At 43.6% G+C, this 16,882-nt stretch carries 18 protein-coding genes; 4 read left to right on the top strand and 14 right to left on the bottom strand.

Annotated elements, in window-relative coordinates; all coding sequences use genetic code 11:
* Nucleotides 1-15 precede the first annotated feature (15 nt).
* From JUB15_RS12325 to JUB15_RS12315, 3 genes are read right to left on the bottom strand one after another with little or no spacing between them, the layout of a single operon-like run.
* Nucleotides 16-930 carry an LLM class flavin-dependent oxidoreductase gene (locus tag JUB15_RS12325; RefSeq protein ID WP_207512790.1) on the bottom strand — a complete coding sequence of 305 codons (915 nt, stop codon included), beginning with the start codon at nucleotides 928-930 and terminating at the stop codon, nucleotides 16-18.
* Nucleotides 931-940: 10 nt separating this feature from the next.
* A complete protein-coding gene (gene asnB, locus JUB15_RS12320) occupies nucleotides 941-3,190 on the bottom strand; it encodes an asparagine synthase (glutamine-hydrolyzing) (protein WP_207512789.1) in 2,250 nt (749 codons plus the stop codon).
* 43 nt (nucleotides 3,191-3,233) lie between these two features.
* Nucleotides 3,234-4,493, bottom strand: coding sequence for a lanthionine synthetase LanC family protein (locus JUB15_RS12315; protein WP_207512788.1), 1,260 nt, complete (start codon nucleotides 4,491-4,493; stop codon nucleotides 3,234-3,236).
* Between the two features lie 210 nt (nucleotides 4,494-4,703).
* Here JUB15_RS12315 and JUB15_RS12310 point away from each other — a divergent pair, with 210 nt between their 5' ends.
* The 3 genes from JUB15_RS12310 to JUB15_RS12300 are packed head-to-tail and all read left to right on the top strand — an operon-like array spanning nucleotide 4,704 to nucleotide 8,991.
* Nucleotides 4,704-5,729 carry a glycosyltransferase family 61 protein gene (locus JUB15_RS12310; protein WP_207512787.1) on the top strand — a complete coding sequence of 342 codons (1,026 nt, stop codon included), beginning with the start codon at nucleotides 4,704-4,706 and terminating at the stop codon, nucleotides 5,727-5,729.
* A 25-nt stretch (nucleotides 5,730-5,754) separates the two neighbouring features.
* Nucleotides 5,755-6,564 carry a glycosyltransferase gene (locus JUB15_RS12305; RefSeq protein WP_207512786.1) on the top strand — a complete coding sequence of 270 codons (810 nt, stop codon included), beginning with the start codon at nucleotides 5,755-5,757 and terminating at the stop codon, nucleotides 6,562-6,564.
* A gap of 18 nt (nucleotides 6,565-6,582) precedes the next feature.
* A complete protein-coding gene (locus JUB15_RS12300) occupies nucleotides 6,583-8,991 on the top strand; it encodes an ABC transporter permease (protein WP_207512785.1) in 2,409 nt (802 codons plus the stop codon).
* A gap of 30 nt (nucleotides 8,992-9,021) precedes the next feature.
* On the opposite strand, the gene JUB15_RS12295 is transcribed toward JUB15_RS12300, so the two are convergent.
* From JUB15_RS12295 to JUB15_RS12245, 11 genes are all read right to left on the bottom strand, one after another.
* On the bottom strand, nucleotides 9,022-9,777 hold the full coding sequence (locus JUB15_RS12295) for a glycosyltransferase family 2 protein (RefSeq protein ID WP_207512784.1): 756 nt from the start codon (nucleotides 9,775-9,777) through the stop codon (nucleotides 9,022-9,024).
* Nucleotides 9,770-11,314, bottom strand: a complete 1,545-nt coding sequence (locus tag JUB15_RS12290) for a DUF6734 family protein (RefSeq protein ID WP_207512783.1) — start codon at nucleotides 11,312-11,314, stop codon at nucleotides 9,770-9,772. The genes JUB15_RS12295 and JUB15_RS12290 overlap by 8 nt, the downstream gene beginning before the upstream one ends.
* A gap of 49 nt (nucleotides 11,315-11,363) precedes the next feature.
* A complete protein-coding gene (locus JUB15_RS12285; protein WP_207512782.1) occupies nucleotides 11,364-12,989 on the bottom strand; it encodes a M56 family metallopeptidase in 1,626 nt (541 codons plus the stop codon).
* A 5-nt stretch (nucleotides 12,990-12,994) separates the two neighbouring features.
* Complete coding sequence (locus JUB15_RS12280; protein ID WP_207512781.1) at nucleotides 12,995-13,381, bottom strand: BlaI/MecI/CopY family transcriptional regulator; 387 nt, start codon at nucleotides 13,379-13,381, stop codon at nucleotides 12,995-12,997.
* Nucleotides 13,382-13,553: 172 nt separating this feature from the next.
* Entirely contained in the window at nucleotides 13,554-13,751 is a 198-nt protein-coding gene (locus JUB15_RS12275; protein WP_207512780.1) for a class I lanthipeptide, read from the bottom strand.
* 36 nt (nucleotides 13,752-13,787) lie between these two features.
* Nucleotides 13,788-13,985: a class I lanthipeptide gene (locus JUB15_RS12270; protein WP_207512779.1), complete on the bottom strand. Its 198-nt coding sequence runs from the start codon at nucleotides 13,983-13,985 to the stop codon at nucleotides 13,788-13,790.
* Nucleotides 13,986-14,036: 51 nt separating this feature from the next.
* Nucleotides 14,037-14,237 (bottom strand): class I lanthipeptide, encoded by a 201-nt coding sequence (locus JUB15_RS12265; RefSeq protein ID WP_207512778.1) that lies wholly within the window; start codon nucleotides 14,235-14,237, stop codon nucleotides 14,037-14,039.
* A gap of 59 nt (nucleotides 14,238-14,296) precedes the next feature.
* On the bottom strand, nucleotides 14,297-14,494 hold the full coding sequence (locus JUB15_RS12260) for a class I lanthipeptide (RefSeq protein ID WP_207512777.1): 198 nt from the start codon (nucleotides 14,492-14,494) through the stop codon (nucleotides 14,297-14,299).
* A gap of 35 nt (nucleotides 14,495-14,529) precedes the next feature.
* The gene (locus tag JUB15_RS12255) at nucleotides 14,530-14,727 is read right to left on the bottom strand and encodes a class I lanthipeptide (RefSeq protein ID WP_207512776.1); all 198 of its coding nucleotides are present in this window, start codon (nucleotides 14,725-14,727) and stop codon (nucleotides 14,530-14,532) included.
* Nucleotides 14,728-14,781: 54 nt separating this feature from the next.
* Nucleotides 14,782-14,979: a class I lanthipeptide gene (locus JUB15_RS12250; protein WP_207512775.1), complete on the bottom strand. Its 198-nt coding sequence runs from the start codon at nucleotides 14,977-14,979 to the stop codon at nucleotides 14,782-14,784.
* Nucleotides 14,980-15,230: 251 nt separating this feature from the next.
* A complete protein-coding gene (locus JUB15_RS12245; RefSeq protein WP_207512774.1) occupies nucleotides 15,231-15,425 on the bottom strand; it encodes a class I lanthipeptide in 195 nt (64 codons plus the stop codon).
* 516 nt (nucleotides 15,426-15,941) lie between these two features.
* Between JUB15_RS12245 and JUB15_RS12240 the strand changes: the two genes are divergently transcribed.
* Nucleotides 15,942-16,877: an LLM class flavin-dependent oxidoreductase gene (locus JUB15_RS12240; protein WP_207512773.1), complete on the top strand. Its 936-nt coding sequence runs from the start codon at nucleotides 15,942-15,944 to the stop codon at nucleotides 16,875-16,877.
* The last annotated feature ends 5 nt before the right edge of the window (nucleotides 16,878-16,882 follow it).

Genomic DNA, 16,882 nt, shown 5'->3' with positions numbered 1-16,882 from the left:
TATTTATACGGCGTATTACAGGTTGAATGCTTTGTGAATTAACGAGAGCGCGGTTTTCCTGTCTTTGGGATTACGGGCAATATTCAGAAAGGTAAATTCATTGTAGCCGTAATGCTCCTGGTACATGTAGATCATGTCTTTAAACTTTTGTATAGAACCAATAATATTGATTGTCCTTATGCCGAGATAATTGGCGCTTGCAGCGATCTGGTTGGCCTTTGTATCGGTATGATGGCAACAGCCGGCAAAGGCAAGCGTTAATTCAGCATGTTGCTTATGCTGGATAAAATAATTTGTTTTGAAAACTTCCAGTTGTTCCCGGTTAAAGTTGAGGTCGCTTCCATGAAACAATGATCGTGAAAAATTTGCCTTGTGTTTGATCACATCATCCAGGTTGCTGTAAGACGAACCAAGGAACCATACCGAAGGAATGCTGCCTTTAAAAGGCGGAATGATCAATTCTTCTTCATTCACCAGTTTGTCTTCGTTGGCCAGCAGGTGAACAAGCTGGGCTCTTTTATCGTGAAAGGAGCGCTGCTCCGTTGTAAAGAAACTGCTCACATTTTCCGGCGGTGTTCCACTGGCAATTCCCAGGTCGATGCGGTCCGGAAATAAATTGGCCAGCAATTTATAGTTGAGGGCTATGTGATATGGATTATGGATGTTCAGCTGGGTACCGGCAATGCCTGTTTTTATTTTTTTGGTCATTCCGGCGATCAGGGGCAAAACAGGCAGGGGATTATACCAGGCTGCGGTAGCGTCTGAGATATGATGTTCTGCCAGCCAGATCCGTTTGAAACCCATCTGTTCGGCTGTTTGTGCATAATCGAGCACATCTTCAATGATCCGCAAACTGTTCATGGATGGGTCCCGTAAGCCGAAATCCAGTAAGCTGAATTCAATTTTAGTATTGCCTGTTACTTCATGCATGCTGCTTTTTTTATGCGACCGGCTGTTTTTTCTTTTTCGGTTGGTAAATCACTTTTGCCTCCAGCGACTTTAACAGTGCCGCCGACACTTCGTGCTGCGGGGTATTCAATGCTGCAAGCGATTCTGTAATATTATGCGAATGCTGCAATGCATGTTGCAGCACCCTGATCCAGCTTCGCGCTGCATCTGTTGCTTCCTCGATGATCTCAACAAGGTCTCCGTCCAGGAAAACATACCATTGACCCTGCAGATCGGTTAGCATGGTAACGTTTCCGGCTACCAGCAGATCCTGCTCTTTTTTATTTTTATGCGTTTTGGCTGCATGCTTTTTCACCAGGCTGTCAAATGCCGATTGCTCCTGTTTTACCTGATTACAAAAAGCCGTACGATCCAGCTGGATCTTTTCCCGCGTTGTAATTTTATCAAAGTCATTTTCCTGTACTTTCCGGGATAGAATGCCCATATTCACCAGGAATCTCAGCTCATCGATGCCTTTATGGTTGGTATCGGTTTTAACCTGGTTGATCAACCGGTCAATTTCTTTTCTGTTCAACACATCGTGTTTTGCATGACTATCGCCCAATGCATAATCGATCAGTTCATGATCATTAGCTGTGATAATATCCAGGATCACCTTCCTGGAGTAGTTGTTTTTATTGTCGAAAATAAATGGCACTTTAGGCCGATGGCAAAATGCAGCGCTTAGATCATGCTTCATGGCTTCCCGCAAAATATTCTTGTTCCAGAACAAACGTGGAAAATACTTTTGCGGCACCTGCAGCATAAATTCTACAAGCCGGTGATCGAGGAACGGAACCCGGTTCTCGATGCTGTTCGCCATAGCGGTGCGGTCTTCGTGCAGCAACTGGTACAACTGCAGGTTTTTGGCATGCATATTCAGATAACCATACCATGGGGAAGTTCTTACGGCGCTGTTCTTTAATGCTGCCAGATAATCGCGGTTCATAAACCGGTGATAGGAGCTGATACCCTGGTTTATACCCGAGAGCCAGCTGCCTTGCTCAATATGGTGTAAGGTTTGTTCAAATTCAACCCATTTGTTGTGTTTTCCGGGGCTGGCTTCATTTACATATTTGTGAACATAGCCTCCATTGAACTCATCGCTTCCCTGGCCAAGTAAAACAATTCTCAGCTCCGGGAAAGCCGATCGTATGTAGCTGTATAATTCATATTTGAAAAGCTGTTCGGTACCGCATTCATAGGTTTCGCACTGCCAAACCAGCTTCTTCCAGAAAGCGGCATCGTGATAATAGCTGTTGTAAGTTATGTTCACCTGGTAATTGACCAGTCCCAGTTCGTTAGCCACCCTGTTGCCATATACAGCGTCCTCACTTTCGAGCGTGTCGGGGTTCAATACACTGAAGGTTTTTATTTTTTGCGTTTTTGCCGCCAGTGCGGCAATGGCCGAGGAATCGATACCCCCGCTTAAAAAAAGTCCTATATCAACGTCCCCAAGCAGCATGAGCCGTACCGAATCATTGAGCAATTCATAGTATTCGCGGATCAACTGATCTGGCGCTTTATCTTCATAATGCCTGTTTTGATCTGCACATGCAAGCAGCTGCCAGTAATTTCTTACCGTTATTTCATTTTCATTTTCCCGTACAAGCAGGTACTGTCCGCCATTTAACTGCCTGATCCCTTTAAAACAGGTCTCAACTTCGTAGTTATCATCAACAAATCGTTTTTTGTGTGTATTTAAAGCTTCATACCAGTTAAACTCCCGGGGACAATCCGGAAAAGGCAGCAGTGCTTTAATTTCTGAACCAAAGAGCAGCCGGCTGCCGGAGTTTGAATAATACAGCGGTTTTATACCCAGCCTGTCGCGGGCTAACAGCAGGATCCCCTTGTTTTGATCCCAGAGGGCAAGCGCAAACATGCCGTTTACAGCCTGTAAAAAGTCGATACCTCTTTCTTCATACAGGTGTATCAGCACCTCACAATCGGACCGGGTATAAAACCGGTGCGGTTGTTTCAAATCATCCATCAGTTCCCTGTAATTATAGATCTCGCCATTCACTATAATTTTGATCGTACCGTCTTCGTTTTGCAGGGGTTGCCTGCCGCCTTCGGGATCTACAATTGACAATCTTTTAAATATAATGCCCAGGTTCCCCTGCATACACAGCTGTTCGTCGTCAGGGCCACGATGTGCGATCTGGTTGCCCATTGACCGTAAAACAGATGTTTTATCTACATCGAGATGTTTGTAAAGATAGAAGCCGGCAAATCCACACATAAGCAGGTGATAAATCGTTAGTATGATCAGGCCTGGAGTTAATTTAACTGAGCAGCATGAACTTTTGCCATTTCAGATCCCTGTCGGTCAGAAAGGACGATAATACCAGGTTTACGCCGGCGAGTCCTTCGAGCAACGAGGTCTCCAGATTTTTCGGTTTGTAGAATCCGGTTGGCAGTTCATCGTTCAGTGCACAGATGGTATTATGCAGCCAATAGTCGCAGGCAGCTTTGTATTCCGGCCTTCTGCTGATCATATATAAATGTTTATATACTGCCGCCAGTCCTGAGTGGCCATGGCAAAAATGGGAGGTTGAAGAATAGGTTTCTTCCAAAGTTTTTCTGTACGTGGTAGCAATTCCGGTAGCTTCTGCCAGTTTCAGCAACTCTTCATTATTGGTGTATTCACCAAACCGGTAAAAGTAAATCACCCAGCCCAGATCCCCGTAACACCATGCAAGCCTTGAGTCGGGCCAATGCGCCAACCGGTTGATCTCGTCGATAGTGGATTTAACCGGCAGGTAGCTGGGAAAAAAACTGTAATTACCTGTTTCGTTCTTTATCTCCCGTTTCAGGTTGACCATGAACGTGGTTGCAGCCTGTAAATAACTGTTGATCTGCCCCGCATTTTTAATGCCTCCTTTTTCAAGCACCGACAGCAATATCAGCATGACACCGCATAACCCATGCGACAGGCTGAGGTCGTAATCATCGTTTTTGGTCCATACGTATTGCCCTCTGGGTATTCTTATGCCTAACGGATCCTCTTTGACCTGGTTGAGGATAGCGGTTACAAGCTGCTCTTTATAATGGGTGATAATTTCATTAGGGTTGCGCATATTAAAATACAAAAGCGCACCTGCGCCGCCATGCATATACTCTACATACCCTTTATTGATCTGGTCCAGCGCATGCTCAAAAATTGATTCATCAATTACCTGGAAATCATCATCCATATCGGCATCAATCGCTTTTTCATCAACTAAAAATTGTAAAACAGCGCCCAGGCCTGCAAGACCGCCTGAATATTGATAGGAATTAAGCGTAGATCCCGGCGTGGAAAGATCGTTAACGAGTTGCTCAATAAGCTCTAACGCGAATGCGCGGTTGTGGATATACTGATCTTTGAGCAATGAAATACAATAGTGATAAACTACGAGACCTAAATTCCCTGTAAAAAGCGAATCTTCCAGGGCCCGCTGCCGATCTATTAGTGCGTGAATGTGCCGGAAACACTCCTCTGTACGTTGCTGTAATTCATCATGTAGGCGTGGTTCGGTTAACAGGTTAACAGGAGAGTTCATAAATAAGATAAAGGTTTAAGTTCATTCATGTATCCGCTTCACTTATACTTACAGGATAACACAAACTTTTATTTAAGTTAAACAAAAAATATTTACAAACTGAAATAAAATTTAATTAAATTAATAGCTCCAAAAAATGTGTCTAACAATAATAAAATATTGTTATACGATTTTGGACTTTGCTTTACCGAATATTCCTTATCTATGTCAATGCAAGTACGAGTGCCACTGCCGGTTAATATTGAAACAGGAACACTTTCCCTTTTTGAGCCCTATACGAGGTATGAAGTATCACCCCTTTACGTTAAAAGATTAAAGAATGTTTTTATAACTCACTCCGGTCTGGCCATTAACAAAAACGGTTTGATCAAAGAATGCTGCCATGACTATCCGGAACAGCAGGCGATCTGTTCGCAGGAAGCTGCCTTCTATTATTATGGTGCAAGCGAAGATCCCGACAAATGGATCGACCTGGATAATGAGCACACGTATTTGTTGATCCATCACCCCTGGTATAATTATTATCACTGGATCTGCGAATGTATTTTGCGATTGTGGCTGGTAAGGGAAAAGAAAGATGCGATGATCCTGTTATTGCCTGACTATTACGAGCAAAGTGATTTTATTACCGGCTCACTGGAACCATTTGAAATAAAGAAAAGATATTATATCCCCCAGGGTAAAAGTGTTTTTGTAAGAAATCTTTGCCTGCCACAGATCAAGCCGGTATGTGATTCATACCATGTTGACAAATTGATTGAGATCAGAAAGTTTTATTTGAACTACGTTCTGCAGGTAAAGAAAATAAATATCCAGCTGGGTGAGCGAATCTATTTAAGCCGGAAAAAAGCGGCCAGGAAAAAAGTGGTCAATGAAGCGGACGTTGAGAAAGTCCTAAGCCGGTACGATTTTACCATCGTTTATAATGAAGACTATTCATTCCTTGAACAGGTAAGCATTTATGCCAATGCACGGTACCTGGTTTCCATTCATGGCTCAGGCTTAACGAATATGCTGTTTATGAAAGAAGGATCTACTATTCTTGAATTTCATAAAGTGAAGACCAATACCCTGGATCGTCCCAGTTTTGTTTTTTGGTACCAGGCTGCAGCGCTTGGCTTCCGTTACTTTCACCAGGTGTGTGAACCAATCACTGAAGACGACGATTATTTTTTTGGAGATTTCGAAATCGACATCCCTCTTTTAGAAAAAAACCTGGCAGCCGTATTTGCCTGATCTTTCAAAGACACCATTAATTATTATGAGCCGTGCATTTGTTACATTTATGACAACCGACGATTACCTGCCTGGCGTACTTGCCTTGTATAAATCGTTACGGTTTTTCAATAAAAAGCATGATTTCGTGGTATTAACGACAAACACGCTGTCTGATACATCAAAGGGCATGCTTGAAGCGCTGGGTTGCAAAGTGCAGCTGGCGCCCGAAATTAAGAATCCGCATATCGGGGAAAACGATCGCGATACATTCAACCATTATACCAAACTGCGGGTCTATGCACTGGCCGAGTACCAAAAGATCATTTTCCTGGATGCTGACCTTATTATCTGCTCCAATCTGGAGCCGCTTTTCAAAGCGCCCCACATGTCTTCGGTAATTGCAGGCGGATTGATACCAGAGAATAACTGGACGGACCTGAACGGTGGCTTTATGGTCGTAGAACCCTCCCTGCAATTATTTAACGAGATGTTTGAAGCTACCCGGTACCTGCCTTCCAAGGACAGGACCGACCAGGGATTCCTGCAATCCTTTTATAAAGATTGGCCCGAAAATAAAGCGTTGCACCTGGATCATAAATTCAACGTACCGGCCAATTACCTCGATATTTATTGTGCGCAGTTCGGTTACGATTTTTCGTATACCGACCAGACCCTTGAGACAAACATAGCTGTAATTCATTACTGGGGGCCTGTGAAGCCCTGGCATATTGACCGGCATTCCCTGCCGCCGGATGGATCGCCGAAATTCAATCAGGCAATTGATCTGTGGTGGGACTTTTATACAGCCGTGCTTATTGATATCAAAACCAGCCAGGACAAATGCTGTCTTTAAATCTAAATCTATCCTGTTATGCTCAGAAACTTCTTTAAAACAGCCATCCGTAATTTATATCGCAACTTCAATTATACTTTGCTCAATATTGCGGGTTTAGCGGCCGGTGTTGCCATCTTCCTGCTCATCTATATATTCATCCATTTTGAAACCAGCTTCGACAGTTTCCATTCAAAAAAAGACCGCATTTATCGTGTTCTAACGGAATATCACAAGGAAAATACCTGGCTGAGCGCAGCGATACCCCAACCATTACCTGCCACTATAAGGTATGATTTCCCCCAGCTGGAAGCCGTTTCCGGGATCTATGCAACGAGTAATAACAGTGTTTTTGTTCTGAATGAAAGCGGGCAAACCGTTAAAAAATTCAAAGAAAAATCAGGTACCTATGATGTAGAGCCGGAATTCTTTCAAATTTTTGATTTCAAGTGGCTGGCGGGCGATCCGAATTCATCTTTGAAAGACCCCCTTTCTGCCGTTCTTTCGCGTTCTACGGCAGAAAAATATTTCGGTAACTGGCAGCACGCGATGGGTCGCACCGTTAACATGAATGGTTATGTGGTACTAAAGATCACCGGGGTGCTGGAAGACCCGCCTGCCAACACGGATTTTCAATACAAGATCATTACGCCATATACTTTACTGGGTTTTACAAGATCGGCTGACTGGGGTACTTCATCTGACAGGCATAACTGTTATGTGCTATTGCCACCCAACGAAACGGAAGCCTCATTTACCAGACAGCTAAGGGCATTCGCTAAAAAATACCAACAGGGCGACAACAGGAATGAATTTGTGTTGCAACCTGTCAGCAAGGTTCATCTGGATGAGAATGATAGCCGGATCACCAATTACCTGGGCCGGACCATTTCCGTCAGCCTGATCAGGGCTCTATGGATAATAGCAGCATTTATCCTCGTCATTGCCTGCGTTAATTTTATAAATCTGTCTACGGCACAGGCCGTAAACCGGGCGAGGGAAATCGGCATGCGTAAGGTTTTTGGCAGCAATGCATGGCAAATAAGAATGCAATTCCTGCTTGAAACCTTTATCATCGCATTGGTTGCAGTGCTGCTGGCAACTATTATAACGCTGTTAGCGGTAGGGCCTATTGGAAAACTGCTGGATATTCCGCTTTCTTTGACCGTTTTTCTGGAACCCTTAACAAGCGTGGTATTAATTGCCGTGACCATACTGGTTACGCTGCTCGCAGGGTTTTACCCATCGGAGATCGTATCGAGGTTCAATCCTGTTACTGCGCTAAAAAGCAAACTGCTGGCGAAAAGCAGCAAGGGCATAACGTTACGCCGGGCGCTTGTGGTATTTCAGTTTGTTATTGCGCAGGGCCTGATCATTGCGATATTGATCATGGTAAGACAGATGGATTATTTCCGGAACGGCTCTATGGGCTTCGATAAAGAAGCCGTTATAAATGTTCCGCTTCCCAGCGACAGTGCAAGCAATAGTAAAATTGATTATATACGCACAAGGCTGGCAGCAATACCTGGCATAAAAGAGATCAGCTTTAGTTCCAATCCGCCAGCAGCCCAGGACAATAACTGGGGTGATTTTCATCTGGATAAGGGCAATAAAGGAGACATCTTATGGTCAATATCAAAATATGCCGACCGTTCGTATGTTCCATTATATGACCTGCAACTGGTCGCCGGCCGCAATTTTACATCGGATACCGCCCGCGAATTTCTCGTAAGTGAAAAGCTGGTTCAGCAGTTAGGCATAAAGAACCCTGCAGATGCTTTGAATAAGGAATTGACACTTGGCGAAGATTTTATAAAAGGGCCCATTGTCGGGGTCCTCAAGAACTTTCATACAACGGGGTTTAAAGACGGGTATTCACCTGTATTTATTGTGCCTCACAAACGGTCTTATAATACGGCCGCTATAAAACTGACATCTGTATCCCAGGCCCAGACTGCATTGCATCAAATTCAGGCGCTGTGGGATAATACTTTTCCCGATTTCATTTTTGAATATGAGTTCCTGGATGCCGTTATCGAAAATTTTTATAAACGGGAGATGCAGCAGACACAGATCTATAAGATACTTGCCATCATTGCCATTTTCCTTGGGTGCCTCGGATTATATGGTCTGGTATCATTTATGGCTGTTCAAAGACTGAAAGAAGTAGGTATCCGGAAAGTACTTGGTGCATCCGTGAGCAGCATTGTTTACATGTTCATCAAAGAATTTATCTTACTGATTGGGATCGCATTTATAATTGCTTCTCCGGTTGCCTGGTACTTTACGAACAAATGGCTGCAGAACTATGCTTACCGCATCGATATCAGCTGGTGGATCTTTATTGCCGGCGCAGCCATTTCCATGGCTATTGTACTGGTAACGATAAGCTTTAATGCTGTACGGGCAGCGGTCACCAGCCCGGTGAAGAATTTAAGAACGGAATAAGCATCTTAGACCAGATCGCCTACAGGAAAGCTAGTCCTGCGTTTTTGTCTTTTTTAAATGTGCCTTTAAGTAATTGAATGGATGGGCATAGACCTCCTTATGCTTTTCCTTTAATTGTTCTATCAGCTGCGTTTGATTTTTGAAGACCTCCGTAACCCTGGATGAATCTTTTTGCCTGTAATAGAACAATATTTCAGGCACGATCACGATCGACCAGTGTTCTTTTGTCATCCGCATCCAGAACTCCCAATCTTCAAATCCATCATTCACCGTTTCATCGAAGCCATTTATCTCTTCCCAGGCGGTTCGGCGGATGAGGGCGCAAAGGTGACTGCCCATATTACGCAGGATGTCTTCGAGCTGCCCCCCTCTGTAGTCCAGAAAACCTTCCTCATAACCAAAATACATCACTTTCCCGGAAACAGCACCTGCTTCCGGGTTTGTGGCCATTCCGGCCATTGTTTTCTCCATAAAGGTCTTCTCCAGGATATCATCTGCATCCAGCGTTAGAATGAATTCCCCTTTTGTATGTGAGAAAGCCAGGTTTCTTGCCCGGGACGGAAAGATCTGTTGCGCTGAAGTCACTACCTGGGTAAACGGCGCCTTATAATTACGCAGTTTTTCTTTGGTGAACGGATCATCAGACCCCGCGTCCACTATAACAATTTCATAGTTGGTATAAGTTTGCTGGTAAACGCTTTCAACTGCATCGTCAATGAATTTACCTTGATTAAAGCAGGGAATCACTACAGAGATCAAACCTGGCTGAGTTTCTTGGTTAGGCATTTATTTGCAGGATATTTATAAGTAAGAGATCTTTTATCCGGTAATGGTACAGCTGTTTCAGCGCGATGTGCTCATCCGCGGCGGGTATAGCTGCTTTATGGGATAGTAAGTGATCAGTAAAATCACTGATCGTACTTTCTTTCGAAAAATGATCAATGATCTCAGCCGATATCTTATCAATGTTAAATTCAAATGCCGTATCCCGTTCCTGGTCAGGGATAAAGCCTGCGATAAAATAAGCAGGATCAACACTGCTGTTATAGATCACCTTCAATGCCGCTACTTTTTCAACAGCAACGCCTTCTACCCAGCGGGTGTTCCATTTCCAGTCGGTCTCTGTGAAGTAAAAGAACGGGTTCACGGCTATTTTCAGCCTGTTAAACACTTCTTCCGGTGCATCCCAGTATTGCAGGATCTTTTCAAATGCGGTGTTCTGTTGTTTACGTACAGCATCGCTTTGCGCCAAATAATGTTTATGAACCTTACTTACATTCTTCTCAAAATGATATACATCCTTCAATAGTTTCATACGGTCGTCAGCCGGCCTTTTGCTCATGCTGGCCTTGATGTTCTGCAAAGACAACACATTGCCGGTTTTACCGTTCCCCGCCGGCGTAACCGTTTCAGGATACATTCGCTGGTAGAGCTGCCTGGTGCGTGGATAGGAAGCTGTTTTGCCATTGTTGTTATGCAGCCGCTTTTCCAAAAGCCGGATCGCCTGGAATGTGTCTGGAAAATGAAGTCGAAAATAACGGAGGAGGTGAAGGGAAAAAACAGGGTCGGAAAAATAATGATCTCTTACTTTCAACAGATCCTGGGTGACATTTTTAGTGGAGAACCCGAATTGATCTATTGTTCTTTGTATTACTTCCATCGGGTCCTTAAAATAACTGTCAAATTCAGCGCCTTTGGCGGTGCAATAGGAATACAGCCAATAGCGTTTGAAAAAATCTTCTATGACGGCATTGTCGATCTTTGAGAGCCCGGCTGCATAATTGTGTATGAACTGTTGCACCTCCGTTAAGTAATCTTTTATAAGGGCATTATTTTCGATACCGATCAATGCGGTGTCTATGTAAGCCATTTTGTTCTGCCACAGCGTATCATCCAGGAGGGGAATAGTGGTGTTAATGCGCATTGTTTTGATCAGGGCTTTTACCAGTTTTATGGAGTTCAGATCAATGCCCAGGATCTTCAGGGCGCCCGGTTTACAGCTGAGATCGATCTTACCCATCGTCAGTAGCGTATCATCCACCAGAACGGCAGGTTGCGCCTGTAACGACAAAACATGCAGGTCATTAACGGATTTGTACGAGGCAGAGAGTTTGTCCACAACATTGATCTTCGCGAACGGGATCGAAAGGCTGTCTATGATCCGGGCGCCTGCTGCATCTGTATAGAGTTCAACCGTGTGATGTTTTAATAATAATAAAGAACTGAGACCAAACAGGTATAAAGGTTCGCGCCTGATGGTGAGATAATAGGGGCGCCTGTCTGGCCCGTCAGGATCATCCCAGTAGGTTTTAATGATTTTCATTTTGCTGGATTGGAAGGCAGTATACCGCCGTTATAATTTGATTTGGCCGTCACTTTCTCATATTCAGGAGTTGATTCAGTTTAACCCTGTCTTCTTCGCTGTATTTCCTGGTGGTTATAATCCTGGTTAACAGCTCATGCATTTGAACATCTACGGGAATATTCTTTACATCTTCTTTGTAGTCTTCCATCGCCAGGGCTTTGATTTCGTCTGTTCTTGCTGAAAGCGCTTTTCTCATGTCATCCAGTTGCTTTTTCACCGCTGCCTCATCCTTCCTGTTGGATGATGCCGTTTCAAGGGTTCTGATAAGCGCAGCGATACTATCCACTTCATCATTCAGTTGGTCAGTTCTCCGGCTTCTGATCTGCCTGGGGGTAGGAGGGATCTTGCTCAATTCTTCCATGGAGATAGTCCTTGATTGCCGTATGGTTTTGTAGATGGTATCCAATTCCATTTTTGAAACAGTGTCGCCATCAATGTAGGCATACAGGGGATCGCCGTTGGTGGTTGACACCAGGAACAGTTCATGCTTTCGATTGGCTTTTTTATAATTGAAAACCTCAATTTTATGATTGGCCTGGTTGTCGGCATAAATTTGCTCAACGGAATCTTTTGGTTGCGGGAGCAGGTCATTATTCAACTCGCTTACGCATTTGGTTAAAAAGATCAGGAACGAAGAAAGTAAGATCAGCGTTGATAAAGGCATAGATATTCTAAACCGCTGCCTCGGATTCACCAACCGGTAGATCCTTTTGTAAAAGGTTCCCTTTTCGGGTGCAGCAGATAAGGAGAGCCTGGCATGGGCGGATAAGATTTTTAAATTGGTCAAGGCAATTGCCATGGTTTCTTTGTTCCCGCAACAGGCTGCCGCCATATCATCACAGCAGTATTCTCTTTCATTTCTGACGATCCGCGACATCACATGGAAGAACGGGTTGAAGAAATAGATCGCATCGAGAGCAGCCTGCAGCATATTTATAAGATAATCTTTACGCCTGATATGGGCCAGTTCATGCGCGAGGATCATTTCAAGCTGGTCAACAGGTACCTGTGCCACATAACTGAAAGGCAGCATGATGACGGGTTTTATATGCCCAAACGTAAGCGGCTCATTGATCTTATCCGTTATGATCAGTTTTAACGGATGGTAGATGCCCATCTTTTGGCTTAACTCCTGCAGTTTATCAACGGCCAGGGGGAAAGTTTCAGATGGCAGCTTTCTGAGGCCATGGAGATAACGCCAGTTATAACCCATCCTGATCAAATACAACAGCATCCCAAGCATCCACAGCAGTGCACAATAGGGGCTGACAGCGGTAAGGGCTTGTAACAAATTAAGTCCGGTTCCTGATGTATTGCTGGTAACAGGTGCGGGCGTCAGGGCCGGAGCCGGGTTAACAGTAGCATTCACAGGGACTGCCATTTCTGCAACAGCCTGCCCGCCTTCGCCGTGCAATGATCTAGATTCATATTGAAAAGTTAACGCCGCGCACGTTACTGTTGCCACCAACATACTGATACTAATGAGGTACCGCAGGCCGGATCTTCGCTTAGGGATGAGCCAGAGGCTCAACTGAAGTAAGATCAGCAGGACCATTGATTGCCAGATGGAATGAAAAACAGACCACCCGATTATTTTCAGTATATCGGTATTCAACCATTCAGGAAATAGCATAAGATTTATTTTTTATTGTTTTTTAATTGATTTACAACTTTTATTAATTCTTCCATGTTTTCATCGTTGGAAGAATTTCCCAGGGCATGAAGGGCGAGGCTTGAATAAGAGCCGTTAAAAAACTTATTGATCAGCTCTTTGACCGTATGGTTTCTCACCTCCTCTTCTTTGGCCAATGGATAAAAAACATGCCCAGGACTACCGGCAATTCGACCTATCAACTTTTTAGTGGTCATTTTTTGCATGGTTTTTAAAGTAGAAGTATAAACGCATTTCTTACGGGCAGAAATAGCGTCATGCACTTCCCTCACAGTGGCCTTTTTCAGTTCCCACAGAACTTCCAGTATTTCCAGCTCTGCGCTGGTTGGTAATTTCTTTTTTTGTCCCTTCATGCCCGGATATTTATCATGTTTCGGTTGTGTTACCGTTATTGACGTACGACGATTGTCGTAGTTAAGGTACGAAGTTTCCGGAATAAAAAAATAATTTTTCTTTATTCCTTTAAAAACAGGAAAGCAAACCTGGAAAAGCGGTCTTTCAGGAAAACCGCTTTTCGAATGTAAGCTAGCCGCAACATGCCGTATTAACGGTAGAACAGCAGGAGGAACTGAACTTCGAGCACTGGCCTTGTCCACCTGAAGTATAATCAGTGGTAACAGCCATACGGCCGCCCATAAAATGGTTCAGCTGCTCTTCATTGAGTTGAGACAGTTTTTCCCTGCTTAATAAAAGCTTTTTTCCGAGTTTGATCTTCTTTTTCATAACTGAATAAATGTAGGTTGCAAAATACCTATGCTGTTAACAGCATGCTGTTCTGGAGGTAGAGCAGCAATCGGTGTACATTATTGAACATTTGCCTCCGTCATTGGTACCGTAATCGGTAGCCCGGGCCATGCGGCCGCCCATGAAATGATGCAACTGCTCTTCGTTAAGCTGATTCAGTTTTTCCTTGCTTAAAGTAAGCGTTTTGCCGAGGTTGATCTTCTTTTTTTTCATGATAAAGAATGTGTGTTAAAAAATTAAGTTTTACAACAAGCAGGCTTTCGTTTAGCCGCAACATGACGTTGCATCAATTGAACAGCAGGAAGTACTTCCCTCTGAGCATTTGCCATTGCCGTTTGACGTGTAATCAGTAGCAACCGCCATACGGCCTCCCAGAAAATGGTTTAATTGCTCTTCGTTGAGTTTGCTGAGCTTCTCTTTGCTTAATGAGAGCTTGGTGCCGAGGTTGATCTTCTTTTTTTTCATAATTGAGTGTGATTTAAGATTTCAATTAATAAATACAATGTTACAAGAACGCGGCTGCATTAACCGCAGCATGAGGTTGAGCCTTCCGAACAACAGGAACTTTCGTTCTTTGAGCAGGTACCACCACCTCCGGCGGTATAGGTGGTTGCCAGAGCCATACGGCCTCCCATAAAATGAGACAGTTGTTCTTCATTCAAACGACTGAGTTTTTCTTTACTCAGCGAAAGCTTCTTACCGAGTTTGATTTTCTTTTTCATACATACTAATGACGTTTTAAGAGCTGTATACGCATTTAACCACAACAGGAGGTTTGTCCCTCAGAACAGCAGGAGGAATGCATGTCGGAGCAACTGCCGCCTCCTCCGGAGGTGTATTTGGTGGCTACCGCCATACGGCCTCCCATAAAATGTTGTAACTGTTCTTCATTCAGCTGGCTTAGTTTTGCCTTGTTCAATGAAAGCTTCTTGCCCAGTTTGATTTTCTTTTTCATAATTGATGATTTGAGTTTACAATAAAAAAAACAGGTTTTACTGCCCGTGTGCGGTTATCCGCAACAGGATGATACGCCTGTAGAACAACATGCTGTTTTGTCTGCTGAACAATTACCATCGCCGCCGGAGGTGTAAGAAGTAGCCAGGGCCATTCTTCCCCCCATAAAGTGGGATAATTGTTCTGCATTCAACTGACTAAGTTTTTCCTTACTTAACGAAAGCTTTTTGCCCAGTTTAATTTTCTTTTTCATAATTGATGATTTAGGTTTATAATAGATACATCAGCCCCTTCTCATTTGTGGATAAGAGCAGGTTTCCTTTGGGTATTGACATAACAGGTCTTGGGTGGCTACGCATCCTGATGTACACGGAATAGCCACGCTCTTTTAGCCTGCCGCTTATTTTATCACCTGAAGCATTCGGCCAAAAGTCATCCTGAACCCTATTTGATCTGCCTTTTCTGGAGTTAAATGTCTGAAGAGAAAGTGTACAGTGGTGCTTGTTAACAGCACGACGTATTTGTCATTGAGCAACAGGACGTGTTAAACGTTGAACAATTGCCCGTACCGCCCGCTGTGTAAGAGGTAGCAATGGCCATTCGTCCGCCCATAAAGTGACTCAATTGCTCTTCATTGAGCTTATGCAATCTTTCTTTACTTAAGGTGAGCTTTTCGCCCAGTTTGATCTTCTTTTTCATAAAAGCAAGTTTTAATGTTATTGTAATAATGGTTCTTCGGTCAATAAAATGAGAAGTGATTTCGAAGGAAATGTTTGCAGCAGGTACCGGAGGAGCGTTGTATGTTCTGGTTACCCTGGATGGATCCCGACATCATTAAACTTAATTCTTCGTTCCGCAAGACGGAGCTTTTTGTAGATACGCATTTGCATAAAATAAGGTTTAACCAAATATATGTAATTAATTTCTTTAAAACCGATAATAAAATTTGTTTTTGCAGTATTTTAGTTATGATCGTCTGAGTTTATGGATATGCGTTTGAGTTATAAAACATATTTATGTTATGCAATATATGTGCAAATGTGATAAATAAACGTAGTTATTACATTAGTACAGGTTTGGCGGCAGGCATGATAGTTAGTGCAGGAATAATTTTAATACCTGGTCTGCGTAACATTGTTTGAATGGAATTGATATATTTATCATACACTTTTTGTGACGCTATCCTCCATTGCTTTATTGATTATCGATTGCTTTATGAGACAATGTAAAATTGGCCTATTGAATTTCAGTGAAACGAACAGCAATAAACACCAGCTGGATGTTATGCAGGAATTGCTTGATTATGCAGAGATGGCCGACCAGTTGGGTTTTTCACGATTCTGGCTGGGTGAGCATTATTTGTACAGGAAATTACAGAATTGGACCAATCCCGAAATGCTGGTTCCTGTAATTGCCGGTTACACAAAGCGGATAAAGGTAGGCGTTGCAGGCTCATTGATAAGCATTCACCTGCCGCTTGACGTAGCCACCAATTTTAAACTACTCGCAAACCTGTTCCCCGGAAGAATTGATCTGGGCTTTGCCAAGGGAGGCACAAAGGAACTGGGCGAGAATGCGAACAGCCTGTCCTTCCTTTTAAAAGAAGCAGATCCTGAAAAATTATTTAAAAAAAATGCAGCGCTCATAGCCGGCTACCTGCATGCAGAAAAATTCCATTTTGACAATGGCCTTGTTTTGCCGCCGGCCTGGGGCCATTTGCCCGATATGTGGCTTTTGGGATCGTCATACAGGAGCATTGAGCTTTCCCTGGAACTGGGCGCTAATTTTTCCCGTTCCCTGTTTCATTTACAAAACACCCCCGATCCCGGATTGGATATACTCAACAGCTTCAGGGAAAGATTCTACAACAATTTCAGGCGAATGCCCGGTATCAGCTTAGCCATTGCAGGTTGTTGTCATGAAAATGCTGCTGTTGCCAGGCAGATCGTGGAGGCAAATTGTAATTCGGGCACCGTTGTGCTCGATCAAAAGAACATCGTTTATGGCTCTGTCAAAGAGTTTTGCGATCAGCTCTATCTGCTGCAGGAAAAATATGACATCGATGAGATCATATTGCTGCAGCTTTACAATAGCCAGTCAGATAAATTAAAAGGTATCGAGCTAATTGCCAGAGAGCTCAATCTTTGTTAGTCAGA

Origin of the sequence: Longitalea luteola (assembly GCF_017356035.1) — a bacterium.
Lineage (GTDB): Bacteria > Bacteroidota > Bacteroidia > Chitinophagales > Chitinophagaceae > Niastella > Niastella luteola.
The sequence above is the reverse complement of the archived record's forward strand: the minus strand, read 5'-3'. Positions and strand labels throughout refer to the sequence as shown.

Bases quoted from the DNA above. Each gene is read 5' to 3' on its own strand.
- JUB15_RS12325 (WP_207512790.1), bottom strand. From the start codon at position 930: ATGCATGAAGTAACAGGCAATACTAAAATTGAATTCAGCTTACTGGAT.
- asnB (WP_207512789.1), bottom strand. From the start codon at position 3,190: ATGTGTGGATTTGCCGGCTTCTATCTTTACAAACATCTCGATGTAGAT.
- JUB15_RS12315 (WP_207512788.1), bottom strand. From the start codon at position 4,493: ATGAACTCTCCTGTTAACCTGTTAACCGAACCACGCCTACATGATGAA.
- JUB15_RS12310 (WP_207512787.1), top strand. From the start codon at position 4,704: ATGCAAGTACGAGTGCCACTGCCGGTTAATATTGAAACAGGAACACTT.
- JUB15_RS12305 (WP_207512786.1), top strand. From the start codon at position 5,755: ATGAGCCGTGCATTTGTTACATTTATGACAACCGACGATTACCTGCCT.
- JUB15_RS12300 (WP_207512785.1), top strand. From the start codon at position 6,583: ATGCTCAGAAACTTCTTTAAAACAGCCATCCGTAATTTATATCGCAAC.
- JUB15_RS12295 (WP_207512784.1), bottom strand. From the start codon at position 9,777: ATGCCTAACCAAGAAACTCAGCCAGGTTTGATCTCTGTAGTGATTCCC.
- JUB15_RS12290 (WP_207512783.1), bottom strand. From the start codon at position 11,314: ATGAAAATCATTAAAACCTACTGGGATGATCCTGACGGGCCAGACAGG.
- JUB15_RS12285 (WP_207512782.1), bottom strand. From the start codon at position 12,989: ATGCTATTTCCTGAATGGTTGAATACCGATATACTGAAAATAATCGGG.
- JUB15_RS12280 (WP_207512781.1), bottom strand. From the start codon at position 13,381: ATGAAGGGACAAAAAAAGAAATTACCAACCAGCGCAGAGCTGGAAATA.
- JUB15_RS12275 (WP_207512780.1), bottom strand. From the start codon at position 13,751: ATGAAAAAGAAGATCAAACTCGGAAAAAAGCTTTTATTAAGCAGGGAA.
- JUB15_RS12270 (WP_207512779.1), bottom strand. From the start codon at position 13,985: ATGAAAAAAAAGAAGATCAACCTCGGCAAAACGCTTACTTTAAGCAAG.
- JUB15_RS12265 (WP_207512778.1), bottom strand. From the start codon at position 14,237: ATGAAAAAAAAGAAGATCAACCTCGGCACCAAGCTCTCATTAAGCAAA.
- JUB15_RS12260 (WP_207512777.1), bottom strand. From the start codon at position 14,494: ATGAAAAAGAAAATCAAACTCGGTAAGAAGCTTTCGCTGAGTAAAGAA.
- JUB15_RS12255 (WP_207512776.1), bottom strand. From the start codon at position 14,727: ATGAAAAAGAAAATCAAACTGGGCAAGAAGCTTTCATTGAACAAGGCA.
- JUB15_RS12250 (WP_207512775.1), bottom strand. From the start codon at position 14,979: ATGAAAAAGAAAATTAAACTGGGCAAAAAGCTTTCGTTAAGTAAGGAA.
- JUB15_RS12245 (WP_207512774.1), bottom strand. From the start codon at position 15,425: ATGAAAAAGAAGATCAAACTGGGCGAAAAGCTCACCTTAAGTAAAGAA.
- JUB15_RS12240 (WP_207512773.1), top strand. From the start codon at position 15,942: ATGAGACAATGTAAAATTGGCCTATTGAATTTCAGTGAAACGAACAGC.